Origin of the sequence: Methylobacterium ajmalii, from assembly GCF_016613415.1 — a bacterium.
In the GTDB taxonomy this organism is placed as follows: Bacteria; Pseudomonadota; Alphaproteobacteria; order Rhizobiales; family Beijerinckiaceae; genus Methylobacterium; species Methylobacterium ajmalii.
Genome location: NZ_JACWCT010000053.1, coordinates 34,491 through 56,999, shown reverse-complemented (window position 1 = coordinate 56,999; position 22,509 = coordinate 34,491). Strand labels below are relative to the sequence as shown.

The window sequence follows — 22,509 nt, the reverse complement described above, 5'->3', positions numbered from 1 at the left end:
GCCTCGGCGAGCGCGCGGCCGATCTCGGCACCGGTCTCGGGCGCCGGCAGGTCGGCCAGCACCCGGGCGCGGGCGGCGGCCCCGGTGGCGAGGCGCCCGGACCGGGCGAGACGGTCGGCCAGGGCCTCGCGGTCGCACAGGCGCGCCTCCGCCGCCGAGAGCGCGTCGGCCTGCCTCCGCAGCCCGGCCAGGGACTCCTCCAGGGCGTCGAGATCGTCGAGGGCGCTCAACGCCTCGCGCAGGCGGGCGATCTCGCGCTCGCCCTCGCGGATGGTGCGCTGGTCCTCCGTCACCCGCTCGCGCTGCAGCGCCTGCATGTCGCGCACCAGCCCGGCCTCGCGGCCGATCGACAGCACGGCCGAGCGCCGGGCCGGCTTCTCGCCGAGCAGGAAGACCGGAAACTTCTGGTGCGCCACGTGGACGTCGAGGTCCTCGACCCGGGTGATGCCGAACAGGCGCTCGACCCAGGAGGGCACGTCGCGGCCGCCGGTCTCCAGGGTGGTGCCGTTCTCCCGCACCAGCGACCCGTCGGCCTCGTGCAGCGACCACAGGTTGACCGGGGTGCGCTTCGGCTGGCGGGCGTAGCGCAGCACCCGCCCGTCGGCGACGCCGATCTCGACCCGCGCGGCGTTCGCGCCCGCCCGCACCAGGCTGTCGCGCACCTCGCCGTAGAAGACCGCCCGCAGGGCCCGGATCACCGTCGACTTGCCGTGGTTGTTGGGGCCGACGAGCGCGTTGACGCCGGGGGCGAGCGGCAGGGTCGCGTCGGAAAAACCCTGGACGTCGACGAGGCGCAGGTAGCGGAAACCCGGCCTCTCCGGCGTCCAGGCCGCCGCGCAGGATGCGGCCGGCCCGACGATGGCGACGCCGGTCTCGGGCCGGCCGGCGATCCGGCTGACCGTCAGGTCGGCCCCGAACCCCGCCACGTCGTGGTGGGAGATCGCCAGGCACTGCACGCCGAGCTTGGCGGCGCTCTCCTCCAGCACCCGGTAGAAGGCCGGCACCCGGTCGGGGGCGATCCAGCAATCGGCCTCGTCGAGGGCGAGGAAGCGCCCGACCCCGGCCTTGACCACGGCGATCAGGCGCAACGCCATGCCGACCACGTTGGTCATGGCACCGCCATTGTCCTCCAGCACGTCCTCGCGGCCGCCATCCGGGCGCTCGACCCCGATGTCGAGGGCCGGCAGACCCCGCTCGGTGGTGAGATCCAGGCGCACCGGCTTCTCGCCGGGCAGCACCTCCTGGACGAGGGCCGTGAGCAGGGTCTCGAAGGTCGCGACGCTGCGCCGGTTGGCCTCCTGCTGCAGCTCGCGCAGGTAGGTATCGACCGCGTCGCGCTGGGCGAGGCGGCCCTTGGCGGCGGCGACCTCGCGGGTGCGGGCGGCCAGGGTCTCGCGGTCGCGGTCGCGGGCCGCCTCCAGGCGGGCGAGCAGGCGGCCGGCGCGGGTCAGCGCCTCCAGGCGGTCGGCCGGAGCCGGGGCGGTCGTCAAGGCGGTGGTCAACGGGCGGGATCGAGAGCGGTGAGGCGGTCCTGCACCGCCCGCAGGGCCTGGGCGAACTCCTCGACCCGCCGGGCATTCTCGGCCCGGGCCTCCTCGATCATCCGGCGGATCTCGGCCTCGTCGTCGGTGCCCAGCTCCTCGCGGGCCTGGGCGCGGGCGGCAGCGAGTTCCGCGGTCAGGCGCTCGACGTCGCTCTCGGCGCGGATCCGGTCGGCGCGCAGGCGCTCGTAGGCCGGCTGCAGCGCCTCGAGGCGGCGCAGGGCCTCGACGTCGGGGCCGGCCTCGCGCGGGCCACTCTCCTGCCCCTTGCGGCTGCGCTCCATCTCGCTCCTCGTGGTCATGGCAGGATTGGTCGTCGTGGCAGGATCGATGGACCCGAGGTGGCACCCGGACCGGACTTTGGCAACAGCCGCGGCGTTCGAGAAATGTTCGTCCGTCCCTGTTGACGACCTGTGCAAATCAGACCAGTGTTCCGTAAATGTTCCATGCGACGAGCCGGCCCGGGAGGCGGCGCGGCGTCGCGGGGGAACCGTGGGAGACCCGCATGGAGACCACCCGCCTGGAGGACGTCGCGGCCGAGGCTGCCCCGCTGTTCGAGAACCGGGACTGGCGCCTCCACGCGGACGGGCTGGAGCACCGCGACACCGGCTACTTCATCGACCGCGACGCCCTCGCGGCGCGTCGGCCGGACGGCCATTGGGAATGGCCGCTGCACCTCTCGGAGAAGAGCTGGTGCGGGGTGCGCAGCTTCCGCGAGGCGTTTTCGGCCGCGCTCGGCGCCTTCGGCATCGCCCCCGACCGCAAGCTCACCCTGTCCTTCGCCCTCGGCTTCGGCACGCGGGTCGGGGGTGCCGCGCCGGATGCCTTCGTGCCGCTCGCCGACCTCGTGCGCCTCCGCGCGCCGGACCTCCGCCCGGTTCTCGCCCGCCCCCTCGTCGCCGCGAGCGCCTGACGGCGCGGCGGCCCCTCGCGTTCCCGCTCTCCCCTCGCGGCGAAATTTGCTCTAGAGCCCGCCCCGGGAGACGCCGTACGGGGAGTGGGCGAGCGTGAGCGGACAGCGCAGCGTGGAGATCGTCGTCCGGGGCCGGGTCCAGGGCGTGGGCTACCGGGCCTGGACCAAGGGCGTGGCCGAGGCCAAGGGCCTCGTCGGCACCGTGCGCAACCGGCTCGACGGCAGCGTCGAGGCCCGCCTCGCCGGGCCGGCCGAGGCGGTCGGCGCGATGATCGAGGCCTGCCGCGAGGGACCGCCGGGCGCGCGGGTCACGGACCTCGCCGTGAGCGAGGCACCCGAGCCCGCCGGCGCACGCGGCGTGCAGATCCTGCCGACGGCCTGACGGACCCGGCATGCACCCGGATCTGGGCTTGAGCAGCTTCTCGTTCCTCGACCTCGCCGCGCTGGTCTGCTTCCTCTCGGCGTGGTGGGGCTATTCCTACGCGGTCGAGCACCTGTCGGGCGGCAAGCGCAGCCTCAACGGCATGATGAACCGCTACCGCCACGCCTGGGCCGACCAGCAGATCGTGCGCGAGAACCGGGTGGTCGACACCACCATCAACGCATCGCTCCAGAACGGTACCGCCTTCTTCGCCTCGACGGCGCTGATCGCGCTCGGCAGCGCCCTTACCCTGTCGCGGTCGGCCGACGACGCCCTGACCCTGTTCTCGACCCTGCCCTTCGGCGCGCCGATGACCAGGACGGTGTGGGAGATCAAGGTGGCGGGCCTCGCCCTGATCTTCGTCTACGCCTTCTTCAAGTTCGCCTGGGCATACCGGCTGTTCAACTACGGCGCCATCCTGATCGGCGCCGTGCCGCCGCGCGAAGGCGACCCGGTCCGGATCGAGCGCGCGGCGCGACGGGCCGCGGCGATGAACGTGGTGGCGGGCGGCCATTTCAACCGCGGGCAGCGTGCGTTCTTCTTCGCGCTCGCGTATCTCGGGTGGTTCGTCAGCGCCTATGTGCTGTTCGCCACCACCGCGATGGTGCTCACCGTGATGTGGCAGCGCCAGTTCGCCTCCGACGCCCGCCGGGCCCTGCAGGACCACGATGATCCCTGACGATTACGAGATCGAGCTCACCCTGGTGCGCCTCGTCACCGAGCGCGGCGCGGACAAGACCGTCTGCCCCTCCGAGGTCGCCCGGGCGCTCGGCGGCCCCCACCCGGACGGCTGGGGTCCGCTGATGCAGCCGGTCCGCCGCCAGGCGGTGCGCCTGATGAAGGCCGGCCGCATCGCGATCCTGCGCAAGGGCAAGGTGGTGGACGACCCGGACGATTTTCGCGGGATCTACCGGCTGTCCCTGCCGCGGTGAGCCGGGATCACGGTCCCGGGAACACCGCTTCGGTGTAGCCCGAGGCCCGGTAGGCCGCGAGGCCGAGCCATTCGCGCACCGCGATGTCGAGCTCGAACAGGCCGTCGCCGGCGGTGGCGTGGATCGCCAGGGCGCCGGGGCCGGTGCGGTAATCGACCGGGTAGGCCGTCACCGTGAAGCCGGCGCGGCGAAAGCAGCCGACCGCCCGCGGCATGTGCCAGGCCGAGGTGACCAGGAGCCAGCGCTCGCCGGGCTTCGGCTTGACCAATTCGGCGCTGAAGGTCGCGTTCTCGTGGGTGTTGCGGGACCGGTCCTCGTAGGTGATCCGCTCGGGCGGGACGCCGAGGGATGCGGCGTGGCGCCGCGTGATCGCAGATTCCGACACCGCCCCGTCGCCGGTGAGCCGGCCGGAGCCGCCGGCGAAGACGACGGTCGCGGCGGGGTAGCGCCGGGCGAGGTCGCCGAGCGCGATCATCCGTTCGCCGGCATCGTTCACGACGAGCTGGCCGCGGGCGGCCGACAGCCCGGTCTCGACCGCGCCGCCCAGCACCACGATTCCGGCGACCGGGCCGCCGTCGTCGCGGAATTCCGGAAAGCGGTTCTCGAGCGGCCCGAAGACCAGGGAAGCCAGCGGCGAGACGCCGCCAGCGAGGAGCGCGAGGCCGCACAGGGCCGCGAGACCGACGCCGAGGCGGCGCCAGCGCAGGGAGAGCCCCGCCCCGGCGACGACGAGGAGCAGGAGCAGGTTCGAAGGCGCCGTGAGGAACCACAGCACCTTCGAGAGCACGAAGAACACCGGGGCGGTCCCGGCCAAGCGGTCGGTCAGGCCTTGCCGGTTATCAAGCCTTGCCGGTCTCCGCCTCGTAGCGGGCGCGGGTCTCGGCGTTCGGCGGGTAGAGGCCCGGCAGCGGCAGGCCCTTGTCGACCTCGCGCATGATCCAGAGCTCGAGGCGCTCCTGCTCGACGGCGGCGAGCGCGACCTCCTCGGCGAGAGCCGCCGGGATCAGCACCGCGCCGTCGCCGTCCGCCACCACGATGTCGTCCGGATAGACCGCGACGCCGCCGCAGCCGACCGGCTCGCCCCAGCCGACGAAGGTGAGACCCGACACCGAGGCCGGGGCCGCGACGCCGGAGCACCAGACCGGCAGGCCGGTGCCCTCGACCCCCTCGCCGTCGCGCACGACGCCGTCGGTGATCAGCGCCGCGACGCCGCGCTTCTTCATCCGGGCGCACAGGATGTCGCCGAAGATGCCGGCATCCTGCACCCCCATGGCGTCGACCACCGCGATGCAGCCCTCGGGCATCGCCTCGATCGCCGCGCGGGTCGAGGTCGGGCTCGACCAGGATTCCGGGGTCGCCAGGTCCTCGCGGGCCGGCACGAAGCGCAGGGTGAAGGCCGGGCCGACGATCCGCTGCCCGGCGGCGAAGCGCGGCATCGGCCCGCGCATCCAGCAGCGGCGGATGCCCTTCTTCAGGAGCACCGTGGTCAGGGTGGCGGTGGTGACGGCCTGCAGGGCGTCGAGGAGCGTCTTGTCGAGCGGCATCGGGCCTTCGGGGGCGTGGGGAGAGGGACGGGTCGAGACGTAGCCGATCCGGCGGAAGGCGGCCACGCCGTCAGCGCATGGCCGCGCTCCGGCAGGGCTCGGCTTCGAGGGCCCGGCGTCAGCTCAGGGGCGGCAGCGCGACCGAGGCCGCCGGGCGCTCCCGGACGCGCGCGTACCAGGCCCGCAGGGCCGGCCGCTCGATGCGCGGCACGTCGAGGTGGAGCCAGCGATGGGTGGCGGCGGCGACCGCGATGTCGGCCACGGTGAAGCGCTCGCCGACCATGTAGGCGCGGCCCATCAGGTGTGCGTCGAGGATCGCCGCGCACTCCTCGGACGCCGCGACCGAGCGGTCGATCGTCGCCTGGTCGCGCTGGTCGGCCGGGGTGCGCACGGTCTGCCAGAACGCGTCCCGGGTCGCGGGCGTGAAGCGGGTCGCCTGCCAGTCGAGCCACTGGTCGGCCAAAGCCGCCGCACGGGGATCCTCGGGCCAGAGACCGTGCGCTTCATGCCCGCGGGCGAGGTGGCGCAGGATCGCGTTCGATTCCCAGAGGACGAAGCCGTCCTCCTCCATCACCGGCACGAGGCTGTTGGGGTTCATCGCGACGTAGTCGGGGTCGCGGACGCGGCCGAAGGCGCCGCCGGCCTCGACCCGCTCGTAGGGCAGGCCGAGCTCCTCGAGCCCCCACACCGCCTTCTGCACGTTGACGGAACTCAGCCGTCCCCAGAGCCTGCGCATGGCGTGTCCTCCTCGGTCTTGGACGGGCCGGTCTCGGACGGACCGACCTCGGGCGGGTAGGCGTGGCGTCCGCCGGTCGGGTCGGTGACGGTCCAGCCCGCAAGACCGCCGCCGGCCCGACCGGCGGACGCTAGGTAGCCCGGCCCGACCGGCACCTTGCCGTATCCGCCGGGGATGTCGAGGACGTAGGTCGGCTGCGCCAGCCCGGAGACCCGCCCGCGCAGGGAGCGCATCAGGTCCTGGCCGCGATCGAGGGTGGTGCGCAGGTGGCCGGTGCCGGGGGCGAGGTCGCCGTGATGCAGGTAGTACGGCTTGATGCGGTTCTCGACGAAGGCCCGCATCAGGGCGGCCAGCGTGTCGGGGTCGTCGTTGACGCCGGCGAGCAGCACCGACTGGCTCACCATCGGGATCCCGGCATCGACGAGGCGCGCGATCGCCGCGCGCGCCGCGTCCGAGAATTCCGCCGGGTGGTTGGCATGGAGCGCCACGAACACCGCGCCCTCGAAGCGCTTGAGCGCCCCGATCAACTCCGCGTCGACCCGCGCCGGATCGACCACCGGCACGCGGGTGTGCAGCCGCAGCACCCGGACATGCGGGATCGACCGCAGCGCCGCGGCGATGCGCCCGAGCCGCCGGGGCGAGAGCACGAGCGGGTCGCCGCCGGTGACCACCACCTCCCAGACCTCGTCGCGGGCAGCGATGTAGGCGAGCGCGGCGTCGAGCTCGGCCTCGGTCAGGCTGCCCTGCCCCTCCGGCCCGACCACCTCGCGGCGGAAGCAGAAGCGGCAATAGACCGGGCAGACGTGGAGGGGCTTCAGGAGCACCCGGTCGGGATAGCGGTGGACGATGCCGGGGACGGGCGCGTGGGCCTCGTCGCCGATCGGGTCGGCCCGCTCCTCGGGCGTGGTGACGAGTTCCTCGGCCCGGGGCACGAACTGGCGGCCGACCCCGTCCTCGGCGTCGGCGATCAGCTCGGCCATCGCCGGGGTGATCGACACGGCGTAGCGCGCCGCCACCCGCTCCAGCGCCGGCAGCTGCTCCGCCGGGACGAGGCCGGCCGCGGCGAGGTCGCGGGCGCTGCGGATCGGTCCGCTCACCGGGCGGGTCCCGTGCCGGGATACTCGGCGACCGGCGTCCAGATCACATCCTCGATCCGGCGCGCCCCGGTCGCTAGCATGACCAGCCGGTCGAAGCCGAGCGCGATGCCGCTCGCCTCCGGCATCTGGCCGAGGGCGCTCAGAAAGTCCTCGTCGACGGGGTAGCGCTCGCCGTAGACGCGCTCCTTCTCGTCCATCTCGGCACAGAAGCGCCGGCGCTGCTCGGGCGCGTCGGTCAATTCGCCGAAGGCGTTGGCGAGCTCGACGCCGCAGGCATAGAGTTCGAAGCGCTCCGCCACCCGCGGGTCGGCCGGGCTCGGACGGGCGAGCGCCGCCTCGGGGATCGGGTACTCGCACAGGATCGTCGCCCGGCCGCGGCCGAGCGCCGGCTCGACCCGCTCGACCATCACCCGGCTGAACAGGTCGGCCCAGGTGTCGTCGGGCGCGGTGCGGATGCCGGCCGCGCCGAGCGCCGCGGCGAGCCCGGCCCGGTCGGTGCTGGCATCCGGCGCCACGCTCGCCAGGAGGTCGATGCCGGCATGGCGGTCGAACGCCTCCGCCACGCTCAGCCGCTCCGGCTCGGCGAACGGGTCGGCCTCGACACCGCGCCAGGAGAAGGTCGTCGCGCCCGCCGTCTCGGCGGCGAGGCGCAGGAGCGCGGCGCAATCGTGCATCAGGCTGTCGTAGGTCTCCCCCGCACGGTACCATTCGAGCATGGTGAATTCCGGGTGGTGCAGGGCCCCGCGCTCGCGGTTGCGGTAGACCGGGCCGAGGCTGAACAGCCGGGGCTCGCCCGCCGCCAGGAGCTTCTTGCAGGCGAATTCCGGCGAGGTGTGCAGGTAGAGCGGATGCGTCGTGCCGTCGGGGGCGATGGCCTGCGTGGCGAAGGCCGAGAGATGCGCCTCGTTGCCGGGCGAGACCTGGAGGATGGCGGCGTCGACCTCGACGAAGTCGCGGGCGGAGAACCACGCCCGGAGCGCGGCGGCGATGCGGTTGCGGGCCATCAGCCGCGGCCGGCGGTCGGCATGGACGTGGGGGGCCCACCAGGGCGAGGCGGAGGTCATGCGGTGGGGATCATCGGCGAGGTCATGGCGGGCGGGGCGACTGGCGGTCGCGCCTGAGATGCGATAGGGCGGGCCGAAGGCATCCTCTGCCGGCGCGGCGCGCGACGCCCGCGGCTTGGCGGACGCCGCCGCTTTCTGTCAACGCTTCAAGTCCAGGATTCGCCCCGTGCCGAAGGTCATCGCCAGCTCACTCCGCAAGGGCAACGTCGTCGACAAGGACGGCCGGCTCTACGTGATCCTCTCCGCCGAGAACATCCACCCCGGCAAGGGCACGCCGGTGACCCAGCTCGACATGCGCCGGATCACCGACGGCGTGAAGGTCTCGGAGCGCTACCGCACCACCGAGCAGGTCGAGCGCGCCTACGTCGAGGACCGGGAGCACACCTTCCTGTACAGCGACGCCGAGGGGTTCCACTTCATGAACCCGGAATCCTACGAGCAGCTCGCGGTGCCGCAGGACGTGATCGGCGACCAGGCCCCCTACCTGCAGGAGGGCATGGCGGTCATGCTGTCGACCCATAACGGCGTGCCGCTGGCGCTCGAGCTGCCCCAGCGCGTCACCCTCGAGGTGACCGACACCGAGCCGGTGACCAAGGGCCAGACCGCCTCCTCGTCCTACAAGCCCGCCACGCTCTCGAACGGCATCCGCACACTGGTGCCGCCGCATATCGGCACCGGCACCCGCATCGTCGTGATGACGGCCGACGGCGCCTACGTCGAGCGCGCCAAGGACTGATCCGCGCCAAGGACTGAGCCGGACGCGCGGGCGGCTACCCGCCGCCCGCCTCCCGAAAGCAGGTCCGGGACAGCGCGATCGCCCGGCCCTGCTCCTGCGCCGAGAAGCCGCCGCCGGCCCGCCACAGGCCCTCGGCCCGCAGGCGCTCGACGACGCAGCGCGCCGCCACCCGGCAGGCCGCCTCGCCGCCGCCGGCCTCGGCGCAGTTCGCCCGGTACTCGCGCCGGAACTGCGCCTCCCCCGCCCGCGGATGCGGCCCGGCGAGCGCCGCCACCCCGTAGAGCAGCCCGAGCAGCACCGGCTGGTGGATCAGGTAGACCGCGAGGCTGTGCCGCCCGGCCGCCGTCGCGAGCCGCCCGGCCCGGTCCCGCGGCGCGATCGTGCCGATCGCCGAGGCCGCGAGCCGCGGCAGCGCCACGCGGCAGAGCCCGACCCCCGCCAGCACGAAGCCGAACCAGGGAAACAACGGCACGTAGTCGTTGGTGGTCGGCACCGTCGCGCCGAGCCCCAGGAACAGCAAGCCCGGCGCATCGAGGAGAGCCGGGGACCCTGCCAGGGCCGCGAGGTGGGGACCGGCGAGGACGAGAGCCGCCGCGAGCCCGACGAGCGGCAGCGGCGCGACGAGGGCCGGCAGCGCCAGCACGCTCGCCACGGCGATGCAGTGCAGGATGCCGAAGAAGATCCACGAATCCGGGAACAGAAAGACGGTCGCGAGCGAGATCGCGCCCGCCGCCGCGGCGATGCGGGCGAGCCGCAGCAGGTAGGGCCGCCACCGGCCGGCCCGCCCCGGCCGGGCGAGGACGAGGCTGATCCCGACGAGGACCAGGAAGCTCCCGGCGATGCCGTGGGCCGCCGCCCGGCCCACGGGCGTCAGGGCGAGGTTCTCGGGCGTCAGCCGCAGGAAGCCGAGATCCCATGTCAGGTGGTAGAACGCCATCGCCAGGAGCGCGACGCCGCGGGCGAGGTCGACGACCGCGAGGCGCCGGATGGGCGTGGGCGTGGAAGATGGGGTGTGAATCGCGGCTCTCCCGGACGGCGGATGGGCGCCGTCATAGCCGAGCACGCACGGGGTCCGGGACCCCCGCCATGCCTGCGGCGAAAACGCGCAGTTTCGGGATGGGATTGCGGGCGACGGGCGCAACCGCAGGGCATCGGCCTCGCACCCTGCCTCCCGGGATTGCAGATTGTGCGTCCGCGAAGCGACATCGACGCGGGACGTGGCCGCCTCGATGTCTCAACTCGGCGGATTTGGGCTTCCCCGGAGTCATGACTTTGTTAATCTGCAGGTGAAGCGCGCGACGCGATTCGAGTGGGTTGCTTACGATGTCGGACGAGTTCGGTTCAGGTCTCGCCGGGGAGCGGCGAGGGGGCGCGTTCGGGGACGACGCGCGCGACACCCGGTCCGGGCTCGACGCGGCGGCGATCGAGCGCCCGGTCGAACTGGTCGAGGTCAGCGGCCGCATCAAATGGTTCGACGTCGCCAAGGGCTTCGGCTTCATCGTGCCCGACGACGGCTCGCCGGACGTGCTGCTCCACGTCACCTGCCTGCGGCGCGACGGCCACCAGAGCGCCAGCGAGGGCGCGCGGATCGTGGTCGAGGCGGTGCAGCGCTCCCGTGGCTGGCAGGCGTTCCGGGTCGTCTCCCTTGACCAGACCACCGCGACCCACCCGGCCGAGCTGCCGATGCCGCGCACCCACGTCACCGTGGTGCCGACGAGCGGCCTCGAGACCGCGGTGGTGAAGTGGTTCAACCGCCTGCGCGGCTTCGGCTTCCTCAGCCGCGGCGACGGCACGCCGGACATCTTTGTCCACATGGAGACGCTGCGGCGCTACGGCATCGCCGAGCTCAAGCCCGGCGAGTACGTCCAGGTGCGCTACGGCGACGGCTCGAAGGGGCTGATGGCCGCCGAGGTGCGCCTCCTGACCGAGGCCGGCCCCCCGTCGTCGCACTGACCCGCAGGCCCGGGCACGGGACCTCTCCCCTCCGGATTTTGGTTTCCCGCGCATGTCCGGCGGCGGGCGCCCATCCCCTTCGCCGGACGGCGCTCTAGCTCACCGTCATGTCGCTTCGCTTCGCACGGCCCCTCGCCGCCTCGCCGCGCCGGCTCCTCGCCGCGTTCCTCCTCTTCCTGGCGCTCGCGCCCTCGGCCGCCCTGGCCGACGGCCCGTTCGAGCCGCTGACGATCGCCTCCCGCTCCGGCCGCCACGCCTTCCAGGTCGAGGTGATGCGCGACGATGCGGGCCGGGCCCAGGGCCTGATGTTCCGCCGCACCATGGCGCCGGACCGCGGCATGCTGTTCGACTTCGAGCGCATGGAGCCGGTGACGATGTGGATGAAGAACACCTACCTGCCGCTCGACATGCTGTTCATCCGCGCCGACGGCACGGTGGCGCGGATCGCGGCCGACACCGAGCCACTCTCGACCCGGACCATCGCCTCCGGCGAGCCGGTGCTCGGCGTGCTCGAGCTCAACGCCGGCACTGCCGCGCGACTCGGGATCCATCCGGGCGACAAGGTCGAGCACCCGCTCTTCCGCAAGCGCTGAGGGCCCGGCGGCCGAGGCCGCCGGGAACGCGTCAGAAGCCGCGGTTCGAGATGCTCGGGATCGACGGCTGGGTGAAGGCGCGGTTCACGTCGGGCCGGCGCTGCGTCCCGTTGGTGTCGTTCGAACGCACGTAGTTCTTGGTGTCGAAGGTCTCGGCGAGGCCGGTGCCGCGGGAATCGCCGGAGCTGGTGCAGGCGGCGGCGAGGCCCGCGAGGGTGAGCGCCGCGGCGACACGAAGGAGACGCATGGGGGATCCTGGGCTCTGACAGTCGGGCCGGGGTGCCCGGCTGCCGCCCCCCCGTCAAGGCGCCGGACCGGCGCGCGGCGGCGAAGTTCGGCGCCTGTGCCTCCCGGGCCGCGCTCCATGGAATGTGTGGAGGGCCGCGATTCTCCGGCTGGCGGAGTCCCGCGCTTTGCGCGAGAGTCCCGGCCGATGAGCAACGTCGTTCCCCTGCTGCGCCCGCGCCCGGCGCCCGATGCCGCCGCCCGCGCCACCGCGATGGTCGTCTCCGACCTCGTGACGATCGCCGAGCAGTTGCACGACATCGGCGCCCGCGCCGCCGCCCTGGGCCGGCCGCGCACGGAGGCCGAGCGCACGGTGCAGATGGTGCTGGACGCCGTGACCTCGATCGAGCGCGCGCTCGACACCATCACGGATGGCGGAGACTACACACCGTTCTGAGGGCTCGGCCGGCTTATTCGGAGATCGCGCCCCGCTCTCGACCTGATCCTGAAGCGTCAGAGCCTGTTCGACACACGCAATAGATCAGCGGACGATCTTGCCTCCCATACGCGACCTCATCCTGAGGTGTTAGAGCATTTTCCGACGAAGTGGAAACCGGTTCGTCGCAGAAAATGCGCCAAAACAAAGACTTAGAGAGCTTCGCGATTGCAGCGCGATCGTGAAGTTCTCTAGTCGATCGAAGATCGACTGACCTCGAATGAAACCTTCATCTGGCGTAGTGATCCCTGGAGCCCTCCATTAAGGTCGGGCCATCTTCGATGGAATGCGGCCTCCGATCGCCGACACCTCAGGATGAAGTCTAGAGTGGGACAAAATCTCCCGCTCGAATCAAATATTCTCTCAGTCGATCGAGTATCGATTGATATCCAAGAATTATTCCGGCTGTTGAGGCCTGTTAGAGCCTGTTTGACATACTTGATAGTATGTCCACCACATCAGTCCAGGGCCGCATAAGCGGAACCCGGAAGCGAAAGCCTTGATCGCTGGATCATCAACCCGAACGGTCGCCGGCCCGCCGCAGCCCCGGAACGATCCGCAAAACCGATCGGACCGGCGATCGGACTACCCGGTCCGATCGCCGAATCGCCTGAGTTCCGCCGTCTCACGCTCCCACGTCGAGCATGCTGCGGAACACCGCGCCGTAATGGCAGGCGGCGGCCGCCAGCACGAAGGCGTGCCAGATCGCGTTCTGGAACGGGAGCTGGCGCCAGACGTGGAAGATGACGCCGAGCGAGTAGAGCAGGCCGCCGGCGGCGAGCAGCCACAGGGCCGGTGGCGACAGGGCGGCGATCACCGAATCGTAGACCATCATCCCGCTCCAGCCGAGCGCCAGGTAGAGGGCGATCGCCAGGCGGTCGAAGCGGCCCGGCAGGGTCAGCTTCACGGCGGCGCCTATGACGGCGACGAGCCAGATCCCGGCGAGCAGCCCGATGGCGATGCCGTCGGTGCCGACCAGGATGACGAGGGGCGTGTAGGTGCCGGCGATCATCAGGAAGATGGTGGCGTGGTCGCACCGGCGCAGCCGCCATTTCGTCCGGCCGATCGGCCACATGTTGTAGGCCGCCGAGGTCCCCAGCATCGCCACGAGGCCGGCGGCGTAGACGCCGACCGCCACCGTCTCGGCGGGGCTGAGCTTCGAGAGGACGGCGCTGATCGTCAACGCCACGGCGCCGATCACGCCGAGGGAGACCCCGACCACGTGCACTATGCTGTCGGCGAGCATCTCGCGCGGCGTGTAGGTCCAGACGAGGCCGAGCGGCCGGCCGTCCGGCGCGAAGCGCGGGGCGGGGGCTGAGGACAGTTCCAGGGAGTGCTCCTGCGCGGACAATCGGACCTCCGCTCCTGGGGGCCGGGAGACGGCCTCCCGATCCGTCGAGGTTAAGACGCGAGCATGAACGTGGGACGAACGGTCCCTCCTCGCCTCAGACCGCCCGCAGCGCCACCGGCGCGGGCGCCCGGCCGAGCCGGGCATGGGCACTCGCCATGCCGAGGACCAGCATGGCGGCGACCTGGTGGGCGAGGCCGGCCCAGAGCGGCACCGCCAGCAGCAGCGTGACGATGCCGAGCGTCGCCTGGGAGACGACGAGGCCGGCGAGCGCGGTGGCGCGCCGCGCCGCGCCGGTCCCGGGCATCGTGCGGCGGGCATCGAGGGCGTGGACGATCGCGAGGGCGAGCAGCGCGTAGGCGACGAGCCGGTGGTTGAACTGCACCAGGGCGACGTTGTCGACGAAGTTCTCGATCCATGGCGTGCCGGCGAACAGGCCGCCGGGCACGAGGCCGCCATCCATCAGCGGCCAGGTGTTGTAGGTGAGCCCCGCCTTCGAGCCGGCGACGAGGCCGCCAAGCGCGATCTGCACCAACACCAGCACCATCAGGGCGAGCGCCGTGCGGGAGAGCCGCGCCGGCAGCACCTCGTCACGGCGTCGGTCGAGGCCGGCGGCGATCCAGACGAGGCCGGCATAGATCCCGCTCGCCAGCGTCAGGTGCAGGGCGAGCTTGATCGGCGCCACCGCGGTCATGCCGGGCTGGAGACCTGACGCCACCATGATCCAGCCCACCGCGCCCTGAAGGCCACCGAGCACGCCGAGGCCGAGGAGGCTCGCGCCGAGGCGCCGGTCGAGCTGGCCGCGCAGCCAGAACACCAGCAGCGGCAGGAAGAACGCGAGCCCGATGATCCGGCCGAGCAGCCGGTGGCCCCATTCCCAGCCGTAGATGAACTGGAACTCCGACAGGGTCATGCCCTGGTTAAGCAGCCGGTATTGCGGCGTCGCCTGGTACTTGGCGAATTCCTCGGCCCAGGCCGCCCCCGAGAGCGGCGGGATCGCGCCGGTCACCGGCTTCCACTCGGTGATCGACAAGCCGGATCCGGTCAGCCGCGTCGCGCCGCCCACCGCCACCATCGCCACCACCAGGGCGGCCATGACGAAGAGCCAGGTCCGCACGGCGCGGCGGGACCGGGGCGCCGCGGCGGCCGGTGCCGCGGGAGGAACGAGGCCGATCGAGGACGTGCTGCTCATGCGCGACGGCTTACCGGCGGGGACGGGCCTCGCGCAACGTCCTGCGGTGCCGCACTACCCCCTTAATCCTCCGGCCGCGCCAGCACGCCGCCGCTGATCGCCTCCCGCACGCCCGTGGTCGACGGGAAGGTGATCGGCAGGCCCTCCACCGAGCGCACCGCCAGGTAGGCGAAGGCCTGGGCCTCCAGGAAGGCCGAGGACCAGCCGATGGCGTCCGCCGTCGTGATCTCGGCACGCAGGTGGTAGTTGAGCTGGCGCAGCAATTCGCCGTTGCGGGCCCCGCCGCCGGCGACAATCCAGCGGACCGGCGGGTCGGAGGCGTGGTCGAGGGCGCGGGCGACCGCCCTCGCCGTGAAGGCGGTCAGCGTCGCGGCGCCGTCCTCGGTCGAGAGCTGGCCGGCGAGCTTGTGCGAGAACCAGTTGCGATCGAGCGACTTCGGCGGCCGGCGGGCGAAGAACGGGTGGACGAGGAGCCAGGCGAGCAGCTGCTCGTCGGGCCGGCCGCGGGCGGCGGTGCGGCCGTTGTCGTCGAGCGCGTGGCCGGTGCGCTCGCGCATCCAGTCGTCGATGAGCGCGTTGCCGGGCCCGGTGTCGAAGGCGAGGATGCGTCCGTCCCGGGCGATCAGCGTGGCGTTGGCCACGCCCCCGATATTGAGGATGCCGAGGCTCTCGGTGAAGCCCGAAGCCTGGGCCAGCGCCCGGTGGAAGACCGGCACCAGCGGTGCCCCCTGCCCGCCCGCCTCGATGTCGGCGTGGCGCAGGTCCGACACCACCTTGATGCCGAGGCGGCGGCTCAGGTCCCGGCCGTCGCCGATCTGCACGCTCATCTTCTGGTCGGGCCGGTGCACCACGGTCTGCCCGTGGAAGCCGATCACGTCGATGTCCGCCGCGGTGAGCCCGTTCTCGGAGAGGAAGTTCTCGACCGCCTCGGCGTGCAGGCGCGTCACCAGCTCCTCGGCGGCGGCAAGGCAGCCGGGGCGCTCGCTGCGCTCGGTCACGGCCTCGGCGTCGATCAGGGCCTGGCGCAGGAGCGCCCGGTCGTCGTCGGAATAGGCGCGGTAGCCCGTGGGTCCCAGCGGCTCGAGGTAGCCGTTGGGGCTGCGCTCGACCCGGACCGTCTCGCCGTCGGTCTCGATCAGGGCGACGTCGACGCCGTCGAGGGAGGTGCCGCTCATCAGCCCGATCGCGCGCCGCATCGTCATCCCGAATCGCCCCCGTGCCTTTCGGGGCCGGCACTGCTATGGACCGACCCGTTCCGAATCCGACGGAGCTAGCATGGCGGCACCGCGCTGTCGCGCCGTCGCCCACCCGCGAGACTGATCGAGAGTTCCATGGCCGCGCCCACCGACTTCGCGCCGCGTTCCGACTTCCTCCGCGTCCTCCTGGAGCGCGGCTACGTCCACCAATGCTCCGACTTCGCGGGCGTGGACGAGGCCGCCCGCGAGGGCCGGCTGACGGCCTATGTCGGCTACGATTGCACGGCGCCGTCGCTGCATATCGGCCACCTGCTCTCGATCATGATGCTGCACTGGCTGCAGGCGACCGGCGGCAAGCCGGTGGCGCTGATGGGCGGCGGCACCACCCGCGTCGGCGACCCGTCCGGCCGCGACGAGACCCGCAAGATCCTGACGCTCGACCAGATCGAGGCCAACAAGGCCGAGATCGGCAAGACCTTCGCGCGCTTCCTCGATTTCGGAACGGCTCCCAACGCCGCCGTGATGGCCGACAACGCCGAGTGGCTGACCACCCTCAACTACATCGAGATGCTGCGCGACATCGGCCGGCATTTCTCGGTCAACCGGATGCTGTCGATGGACAGCGTGCGGCTGCGGCTGGAGCGCGACCAGGAGCTGTCGTTCCTGGAATTCAACTACATGATCCTGCAGGCCTACGACTTCGCCGAGCTGAACCGCCGCTACGGCGTGACGCTGCAGATGGGCGGCTCGGACCAGTGGGGCAACATCGTCACCGGCATCGATCTCGGCCGGCGCCTCGGCACGCCGCAGCTCCATGCCCTGACCTGCCCGCTGATGACCACGGCGTCGGGCGCCAAGATGGGCAAGACGGCGTCGGGCGCGGTCTGGCTCAACCCGGACATGCTGAGCCCGTACGAGTACTGGCAGTTCTGGCGCAACACCGAGGATGCCGATGTCGGCCGCTTCCTGCGCCTGTTCACCCTGATGCCGCTCGACGAGGTCGCCCGGCTCGCGGGCTTGGGCGGCCAGGAGATCAACGAGGCCAAGAAGGTGTTGGCCACCGAGGCATGTGCCCTGCTGCATGGCCGCGAGGCGGCGGAGGCCGCCGCCGAGACGGCGCGGCGCACCTTCGAGGAGGGCGCGCTCGCCCAGAGCCTGCCCACCGTCGAGGTGCCGCGGGCCGCGATCGAGGCGGGGCTGGGCGTGCTCTCGGCCTTCGGGCCCGAGCACGCGGCCCTCGTCCCCTCGACCAGCGAGGCGCGGCGCCAGGTGAAGAGCGGCGGCCTCAAGGTCAACGACGCCCCCGTCACCGACGAGCGCGCGGTGATCGGCACCGGCGACGTGACGCCGGAGGGCGTGGTGAAGCTGTCCTTCGGCCGCAAGAAGCACGTGCTGCTGCGGGTGGTGTAGGGCCGTCGCGCGGGAACCTGCGCCTGCCGATGCCGGCGCGTGTCCCGGTCCGACGCTGGTAACCCTCCCCCGCTTTGCGGGGGAGGGTTCGGACCCGAGCCTTCGGGGACGCTGCGCGGGCTGGATCAGGCGTGCGGCCGGGCCCGCCGGCGGGTCACGGCCCGCGCCGTCGCCACCGGCGCGCAAAGCTGCCAGCCCCAATGGTCGTAGGCGGTCGAGGCGCGGGCCTCGCACCAGCCCTGGTGGCGGAGCGCCGTGGCGAAGCGGTCGCGATCCTCGCAGGCCTGGTTGGCCAGCGGCGAGGCCGGCAGGGCGCAGGCCGCGTCGGCCCGCTGCCAGCGCGCGACGAGGTCCTCCGCGGCGGCCGGGACGGTGCCGGCAAGGAGCGGGGCGAGGACGAGGAACGGACGCAGGAACGACATCACGCGGGGCCTTCGGTAGATCCGGGCCGATCGATGAGAGACGATCGTGGCGTGGATCGGGCGGAACGGCGCAGTCTCGTCAAGCAGAAACCGGATGCCGCCAAGATGAACCGCCAAGAGAGCTAGGCCGACTGGACGAGACCGGCGGAGACCTCGGCCTGCCGGGCGGCGGTGGATCGGCAGCGCGCCGGTGCCCCGCCGGGGCGGACGCTTCCCGCCCGGCTGTGGCGGCCGGAACCCTCGCCAGCGCCGCGAAGCTGTGCTCAAAGGGCGCCACCTGACGACTGACGGGCTTGATCCCCACGATGCTGCGCCGCCTCTACGAGTGGATCCTCGCGCTCGCCGCGCGCCCCTCGGCCCCCTACGCGCTCGGCGCGGTCTCCTTCGCCGAGAGCTCGTTCTTCCCGGTGCCGCCCGACGTGATGCTGGTGCCGATGGTGGTGACCCGGCCCGAGAAGGCCTGGACCTACGCGCTCGTGGCGACGCTGACCTCGGTGGCGGGCGGCATCGCCGGCTACGCGATCGGCGCGCTGCTCTACGATTCCCTCGGCGCCTGGCTCTTCCACCTCTACGGCCTCGACAAGGGCGCCGACCAGTTCCGCGAGGCCTACGCCCATTACGGCCACTGGGTGATCCTGCTGAAGGGGCTCACGCCGATCCCCTACAAGCTCGTCACCATCACGTCGGGCTTTGCCGGCTACGACCTGTTCTGGTTCGTCGTCCTGTCGCTGATCACCCGGGGCGCGCGGTTCTTCATCCTGGCAGGGCTCGTGCGCCGCTACGGCGTCGGCATCCGCACTGTCCTCGACCGGCACCTGAACGCCGTGGCGGCGATCTGCGTGGCGGTCGCCGTGCTCGGCTTCGTCGCCTTCCGCTACCTGATCTGAGGATTAGCCCATGGCCGGCACTCCCATGGCTCCCTCCCTGGCCACGCGGCTCACGGCGCCCCGGCCGGCCGCCCTGCTGGTGCTCGTCGGCGCCGCGGCCACCGTCGGCGGGGCGCTGATCTTCCAGCACGGCTTCGGCTACGTGCCGTGCAAGCTGTGCCTGACCGAGCGCCAGCCCTACTACCTCGCCCTGCCGCTGCTCGCCGCCGCGCTGCTGCTGCCGCGCCGGCTCGCGGGCGGGCTCCTCGTCCTGGTGGCGGTGATCTTCCTCGTCGGGGCGGCCCTGGGCACCTACCATGCCGGGGCCGAGTGGGGCTTCTGGCCCGGACCCAGCGATTGCGGCGGCGGCGCCGGCCCGGCGCCGGCCGGCGTCGACGACTTCCTCAAGTCCCTGCAGGCGACCCGCCCGGTGGATTGCACCGCGGCCGCCTGGCGCTTCCTGGGGATCTCGCTCGCCGGCTACAACGCCCTCATCGCGCTCGCCCTCGCGGCGCTCGCCGGAACCGGGGCCCTGCGGGCGCTGCGCCGCGGCTGACGGGCCGCCTCAGCGCTTCGGCTTCATCACCGTCGGCTCGGCCAGGAGCGCGGCCAGCCGCTCGGAATCGAGGGCCGGCTCGGGCTTCGGCTTCGCCTCCTTGCGGGCCTCCTTCGCCGTCTCGGCCTTCTTGGCCTCGATCTTCTCGGGCCGCGCCATCCGGGCGGCCTTCGCGATCGGCGGCGTCGGCACGATCGAGCCGGTGGTGACCGGCTCGTCGAGCGGCATCACGGGCTTCACGGCGGCGACGAGCTGCGGGCGGGGCGGCTCGCGGTCGAGCTGCGCCGAGCAGACGGCACAGACCGTGGCGAAGCCGAGGCTCGCGACGGTCGCGAGGAAAAGATTGGTACGCAGGGACACGGGCCGGGTACTCAAGGAACGGTTGACCATCCCGGAGCCTAGGCGGCGACCCTTAATGATCCCCTTGTCGATCGATCTCGGCCGGTCGCGCCGAACTCGGCGGGATTCAGGACTTGTGAACCTTGTCCGCAGGAGCGCGCGAACCCGCCGGCCCCCAAGAACGTCTTCGCCCAAAGGGGACGCGATAGATGTTCTTCATCATGACGGCGGCGATCGGCGGCGGGATGGCGGCCGCGACCTGGCTGATCCAGGACGGTCCCGCCGTGGCGGCCTCGGCGGGCGCCATCGCCGGCGCCGTCAGCGCGGCAGTGGCCGCGGCCCTTCTCGCGTGGCTCGACCGCCGGTCCGGGACGGGCGAGCCGGCCGCCACCGCGACCCGGCAGCCCGACGACCTCCCGCGCCTGCCCCACCGCCGCCGCTCCGTTCTGCGGCGCTTCGCGCGCCGCGGCCACCCGGAGGACGGGATTCTCGCCCCCGCTCGCTGATCCCCCGGAACCGGGGCAGTGCGGCCCGGTTGACGGCCGCACCCTGGCGAGGACCCGAGCGATCCGCGTGGCACTGCCCTTCTTCCCGGCCCGCTCCGGGACCTGCCGCGTGAGGCGAGCTCTCCCCGCCCTGACCCTGGCCACTGCCGCGTTCGTCCTCGCCGGCAGCGCCCAGGCCGCCGGAATCGGCTCGGGCGGCGGCCCGTCCGAGGTGGTGCTGCTGATCCAGATCGTGCTGCTCCTCAGCCTCGGGCGCCTGCTCGGCGAGGCGATGCTGCGGGTCGGCCAGCCGGCGGTGATGGGCCAGCTACTCGCCGGCCTGCTGCTCGGGCCGTCGTTTTTCGGGGCGGTCTGGCCGGAGGCGCAGCACTGGCTGTTTCCGCCCGGACGCGACCAGCGCGCGCTCCTCGACGGCATCGCCCAGCTCGGCATCCTGCTGCTCCTGCTGATGACCGGGATGGAGACCGACCTCGCCCTGGTGCGCAAGGTCCGGCGCGCGGCGGTCAGCGTCTCGGTCACCGGCGTCGCGGTGCCGTTCGCCTGCGGCTTCCTCCTCGGCTGGTTCCTGCCCGAGGCGATGCTGCCGCACCCGGAGCTGCGCCTCGTCACCTCGCTCTTCCTCGGCACCGCGCTCGCGATCTCGTCGGTCAAGATCGTCGCCATGGTGGTGCGCGAGATGAATTTCCTGCGCCGCAACGTCGGCCAGGTGATCGTGGCCTCGGCGATCATCGACGACACGATCGGCTGGGTGATCATCGCGGTGATCTTCAGCCTGGCGCGGGCCGGCACCATCGATCCGTGGGAGGTCGGCCGCAGTCTCGCCGGCACCCTGGTCTTCCTCGGGATCAGCCTGACGGTCGGGCGCCGCCTGGTCTTCTGGCTGATCCGCTGGGCCAACGACTCGCTGAGGAGCGAGGCCGCGGTGATCACCGCGATCCTGGTGCTGATGGGGGTGCTGGCGCTGATCACGCAGGCCATCGGCGTCCATACGGTACTCGGCGCCTTCGTGGCCGGGCTGCTGGTCGGCCAGTCGCCGATCCTGACGCGCCGGATCGACGAGCAGCTGCGCGGCGTCGTCACCGCCCTGTTCGCGCCGATCTTCTTCGGGCTCGCGGGCCTCAGCGCCGACCTGACCATCCTGCGCGACCCGCGCCTCCTGCTCCTCACCCTCGGGCTCATCGCGGTGGCGAGCCTCGGCAAGTTCGCCGGCGCCTTCGCGGGCGGGCTGATCGGGGGCCTGCGGCGGCCGGAATCCCTGGCGCTCGCCTGCGGGATGAACGCCCGCGGCTCGACCGAGGTGATCGTCGCCTCGATCGGGCTCGGCATGGGGGCGCTGAGCCAGGACCTGTTCACGATGATCGTCGCGATGGCGCTGATCACCACCCTGGCGATGCCGCCGATGCTGCGCTGGGCCCTCCACCGCCTGCCGCTCGCGGGCGAGGAGAAGGCGCGGCTCGCGCGCGAGGCGGCGGAGGAGACCGGCTTCGTCGCCCGGCTCGAACGGCTGCTCGTCGCCGCCGACGACGGGGCGAAGGGCCGCTTCGCCGCGCGGATCGCCGGCCTCGTCGCCGGTTCGCGCGGCATGCCGGTGACCGTGGTGCGGCTCGGGGAGCCCACCGAGGAGACCCGTCTCGCGGGCGCGGTGACGGCGGCCGCGGAGGCCGCCCGGGGCGAGGAGGCCGCGCCGGTCGAGGTGACCGAGCACGCCAGCCCCGCGCCCGCCGCCGAAGCCGTGGGCGAGGAGGCCGCCAAGGGCTACGACCTCCTGATCGTCGGCATCGACCCCACGGTCGCACCGGAAGGCGGCCTTGCCGACGCGGTGGCCGGCGCGGCGGAGCGGTTCGAGGGGCCGCTCGCCATCGCGGCCGCCCGTGGCGCGCATCGCGACGACCCGGACGCGCCGCTCGCGATCCTGGCGGTGATCGACGGCACCGAGGCGGCCCGCCGCGGCGCCGAGATCGCCGTCACACTGGCCCGCGGCGCGGATGCGGCGCTCTGCGTGCTCTTCCTCGCCGACGGCGCCGGCCGGCGTCTCGCCGGGATGCGCCAGGGCGACGCCGCGGCCCTGCGCGAGGTGGTCGATCTCGCCGAGCGGGCCGGGCTGCGGGTACGCACCCATGTCCGGGCGACCCGCTCGCCCGAGCGCGAGATCCTGCGCCAGGCGCGGGCCGGCAACCACGACCTGATCGTGATGGGGGTCACGCGCCGTACCGGCGAGGTCGCGTCGTTCGGCCCCCTCGCCGAGACGGTGCTGGAGGCCTCCGACCGCTCGGTGCTGTTCCTGGCGAGCTAAGCAGACCTGCGTTGGCAGGCCACGCGGTACACGACAGCGACGTGAATCCGCGATGATTATCTCTCCACCCGCGACCTCATCCTGAGGTGGTGTATGGGAAAGCCTTGACGCAGAAAGGCTTCACGCCCCG

Annotated in this window: 27 protein-coding genes; 13 read left to right on the top strand and 14 right to left on the bottom strand. The window is 72.6% G+C overall.

Annotated features, from left to right (window positions below; all coding sequences use genetic code 11):
* Both HPY23_RS09695 and HPY23_RS09690 read right to left on the bottom strand, forming a co-directional pair.
* A partial coding sequence (locus HPY23_RS09695; RefSeq protein WP_236017656.1) for an AAA family ATPase occupies window positions 1-1,502 on the bottom strand: 1,502 nt, incomplete at its 3' end.
* Complete coding sequence (locus tag HPY23_RS09690; protein WP_236012488.1) at window positions 1,499-1,843, bottom strand: hypothetical protein; 345 nt, start codon at window positions 1,841-1,843, stop codon at window positions 1,499-1,501. The genes HPY23_RS09695 and HPY23_RS09690, both read right to left, overlap by 4 nt.
* 203 nt (window positions 1,844-2,046) lie before the next feature.
* Here HPY23_RS09690 and HPY23_RS09685 point away from each other — a divergent pair, with 203 nt between their 5' ends.
* From HPY23_RS09685 to HPY23_RS09670, 4 genes are all read left to right on the top strand, one after another.
* Window positions 2,047-2,454, top strand: coding sequence for a hypothetical protein (locus HPY23_RS09685; RefSeq protein ID WP_091887574.1), 408 nt, complete (start codon window positions 2,047-2,049; stop codon window positions 2,452-2,454).
* Between the two features lie 94 nt (window positions 2,455-2,548).
* The gene (locus HPY23_RS09680) at window positions 2,549-2,836 is read left to right on the top strand and encodes an acylphosphatase (protein WP_091887576.1); all 288 of its coding nucleotides are present in this window, start codon (window positions 2,549-2,551) and stop codon (window positions 2,834-2,836) included.
* Window positions 2,837-2,846: 10 nt separating this feature from the next.
* The gene (locus HPY23_RS09675; RefSeq protein WP_091887578.1) at window positions 2,847-3,554 is read left to right on the top strand and encodes a DUF599 domain-containing protein; all 708 of its coding nucleotides are present in this window, start codon (window positions 2,847-2,849) and stop codon (window positions 3,552-3,554) included.
* Window positions 3,544-3,807: a DUF3253 domain-containing protein gene (locus HPY23_RS09670; protein WP_091754059.1), complete on the top strand. Its 264-nt coding sequence runs from the start codon at window positions 3,544-3,546 to the stop codon at window positions 3,805-3,807. Before HPY23_RS09675 ends, HPY23_RS09670 begins: the two co-directional genes overlap by 11 nt.
* A gap of 7 nt (window positions 3,808-3,814) precedes the next feature.
* On the opposite strand, the gene HPY23_RS09665 is transcribed toward HPY23_RS09670, so the two are convergent.
* From HPY23_RS09665 to epmA, 5 genes are all read right to left on the bottom strand, one after another.
* Entirely contained in the window at window positions 3,815-4,603 is a 789-nt protein-coding gene (locus HPY23_RS09665) for a YdcF family protein (RefSeq protein ID WP_091887633.1), read from the bottom strand.
* A 43-nt stretch (window positions 4,604-4,646) separates the two neighbouring features.
* The gene (locus tag HPY23_RS09660) at window positions 4,647-5,351 is read right to left on the bottom strand and encodes a ribonuclease activity regulator RraA (protein ID WP_060849595.1); all 705 of its coding nucleotides are present in this window, start codon (window positions 5,349-5,351) and stop codon (window positions 4,647-4,649) included.
* A gap of 118 nt (window positions 5,352-5,469) precedes the next feature.
* Window positions 5,470-6,087 (bottom strand): glutathione S-transferase family protein, encoded by a 618-nt coding sequence (locus HPY23_RS09655; RefSeq protein WP_091887580.1) that lies wholly within the window; start codon window positions 6,085-6,087, stop codon window positions 5,470-5,472.
* Window positions 6,063-7,184: a lysine-2,3-aminomutase-like protein gene (locus HPY23_RS09650; RefSeq protein WP_200601518.1), complete on the bottom strand. Its 1,122-nt coding sequence runs from the start codon at window positions 7,182-7,184 to the stop codon at window positions 6,063-6,065. The genes HPY23_RS09655 and HPY23_RS09650 overlap by 25 nt, the downstream gene beginning before the upstream one ends.
* Window positions 7,181-8,248, bottom strand: coding sequence for an EF-P lysine aminoacylase EpmA (epmA, locus tag HPY23_RS09645; protein WP_091887584.1), 1,068 nt, complete (start codon window positions 8,246-8,248; stop codon window positions 7,181-7,183). Before epmA ends, HPY23_RS09650 begins: the two co-directional genes overlap by 4 nt.
* Before the next feature lie 166 nt (window positions 8,249-8,414).
* On the opposite strand from epmA, the gene efp reads away from it, so the two are divergent.
* Entirely contained in the window at window positions 8,415-8,984 is a 570-nt protein-coding gene (efp, locus tag HPY23_RS09640) for an elongation factor P (RefSeq protein WP_060848905.1), read from the top strand.
* A gap of 34 nt (window positions 8,985-9,018) precedes the next feature.
* Here efp and HPY23_RS09635 read toward each other — a convergent pair whose 3' ends face one another.
* Window positions 9,019-10,002: an acetyltransferase domain-containing protein gene (locus HPY23_RS09635; protein WP_244537604.1), complete on the bottom strand. Its 984-nt coding sequence runs from the start codon at window positions 10,000-10,002 to the stop codon at window positions 9,019-9,021.
* A gap of 305 nt (window positions 10,003-10,307) precedes the next feature.
* On the opposite strand from HPY23_RS09635, the gene HPY23_RS09630 reads away from it, so the two are divergent.
* Window positions 10,308-10,937 carry a cold-shock protein gene (locus HPY23_RS09630; RefSeq protein ID WP_060848906.1) on the top strand — a complete coding sequence of 210 codons (630 nt, stop codon included), beginning with the start codon at window positions 10,308-10,310 and terminating at the stop codon, window positions 10,935-10,937.
* Between the two features lie 107 nt (window positions 10,938-11,044).
* Complete coding sequence (locus HPY23_RS09625; RefSeq protein ID WP_060848907.1) at window positions 11,045-11,530, top strand: DUF192 domain-containing protein; 486 nt, start codon at window positions 11,045-11,047, stop codon at window positions 11,528-11,530.
* A gap of 31 nt (window positions 11,531-11,561) precedes the next feature.
* Here the strand turns inward: HPY23_RS09625 and HPY23_RS09620 are convergent, their stop codons facing one another.
* Entirely contained in the window at window positions 11,562-11,777 is a 216-nt protein-coding gene (locus HPY23_RS09620; RefSeq protein WP_060848908.1) for a hypothetical protein, read from the bottom strand.
* A 186-nt stretch (window positions 11,778-11,963) separates the two neighbouring features.
* Between HPY23_RS09620 and HPY23_RS09615 the strand changes: the two genes are divergently transcribed.
* Window positions 11,964-12,212 carry a hypothetical protein gene (locus HPY23_RS09615; RefSeq protein WP_048427839.1) on the top strand — a complete coding sequence of 83 codons (249 nt, stop codon included), beginning with the start codon at window positions 11,964-11,966 and terminating at the stop codon, window positions 12,210-12,212.
* A 664-nt stretch (window positions 12,213-12,876) separates the two neighbouring features.
* Here the strand turns inward: HPY23_RS09615 and trhA are convergent.
* The 3 genes from trhA to HPY23_RS09600 form a co-directional block, all read right to left on the bottom strand.
* A complete protein-coding gene (trhA, locus tag HPY23_RS09610; RefSeq protein ID WP_091887637.1) occupies window positions 12,877-13,497 on the bottom strand; it encodes a PAQR family membrane homeostasis protein TrhA in 621 nt (206 codons plus the stop codon).
* 199 nt (window positions 13,498-13,696) lie between these two features.
* Window positions 13,697-14,791: a COX15/CtaA family protein gene (locus tag HPY23_RS09605; protein WP_091887586.1), complete on the bottom strand. Its 1,095-nt coding sequence runs from the start codon at window positions 14,789-14,791 to the stop codon at window positions 13,697-13,699.
* Between the two features lie 62 nt (window positions 14,792-14,853).
* The gene (locus HPY23_RS09600) at window positions 14,854-15,993 is read right to left on the bottom strand and encodes an anhydro-N-acetylmuramic acid kinase (RefSeq protein WP_175539984.1); all 1,140 of its coding nucleotides are present in this window, start codon (window positions 15,991-15,993) and stop codon (window positions 14,854-14,856) included.
* A 129-nt stretch (window positions 15,994-16,122) separates the two neighbouring features.
* Here HPY23_RS09600 and tyrS point away from each other — a divergent pair, with 129 nt between their 5' ends.
* Window positions 16,123-17,397 carry a tyrosine--tRNA ligase gene (tyrS, locus tag HPY23_RS09595; RefSeq protein ID WP_060848910.1) on the top strand — a complete coding sequence of 425 codons (1,275 nt, stop codon included), beginning with the start codon at window positions 16,123-16,125 and terminating at the stop codon, window positions 17,395-17,397.
* 125 nt (window positions 17,398-17,522) lie between these two features.
* Here the strand turns inward: tyrS and HPY23_RS09590 are convergent, their stop codons facing one another.
* Window positions 17,523-17,819 (bottom strand): hypothetical protein, encoded by a 297-nt coding sequence (locus tag HPY23_RS09590; protein ID WP_091887588.1) that lies wholly within the window; start codon window positions 17,817-17,819, stop codon window positions 17,523-17,525.
* Window positions 17,820-18,124: 305 nt separating this feature from the next.
* On the opposite strand from HPY23_RS09590, the gene HPY23_RS09585 reads away from it, so the two are divergent.
* Entirely contained in the window at window positions 18,125-18,706 is a 582-nt protein-coding gene (locus tag HPY23_RS09585) for a YqaA family protein (RefSeq protein WP_060848912.1), read from the top strand.
* 10 nt (window positions 18,707-18,716) lie between these two features.
* The gene (locus HPY23_RS09580) at window positions 18,717-19,241 is read left to right on the top strand and encodes a disulfide bond formation protein B (protein ID WP_091887590.1); all 525 of its coding nucleotides are present in this window, start codon (window positions 18,717-18,719) and stop codon (window positions 19,239-19,241) included.
* A 9-nt stretch (window positions 19,242-19,250) separates the two neighbouring features.
* Here the strand turns inward: HPY23_RS09580 and HPY23_RS09575 are convergent, their stop codons facing one another.
* The gene (locus tag HPY23_RS09575; RefSeq protein ID WP_091887591.1) at window positions 19,251-19,601 is read right to left on the bottom strand and encodes a hypothetical protein; all 351 of its coding nucleotides are present in this window, start codon (window positions 19,599-19,601) and stop codon (window positions 19,251-19,253) included.
* Between the two features lie 188 nt (window positions 19,602-19,789).
* Between HPY23_RS09575 and HPY23_RS09570 the strand changes: the two genes are divergently transcribed.
* Together HPY23_RS09570 and HPY23_RS09565 are read left to right on the top strand one after the other, a co-directional pair.
* Entirely contained in the window at window positions 19,790-20,086 is a 297-nt protein-coding gene (locus HPY23_RS09570) for a hypothetical protein (RefSeq protein WP_060848915.1), read from the top strand.
* A 109-nt stretch (window positions 20,087-20,195) separates the two neighbouring features.
* On the top strand, window positions 20,196-22,379 hold the full coding sequence (locus HPY23_RS09565; RefSeq protein WP_244537601.1) for a cation:proton antiporter domain-containing protein: 2,184 nt from the start codon (window positions 20,196-20,198) through the stop codon (window positions 22,377-22,379).
* The last annotated feature ends 130 nt before the right edge of the window (window positions 22,380-22,509 follow it).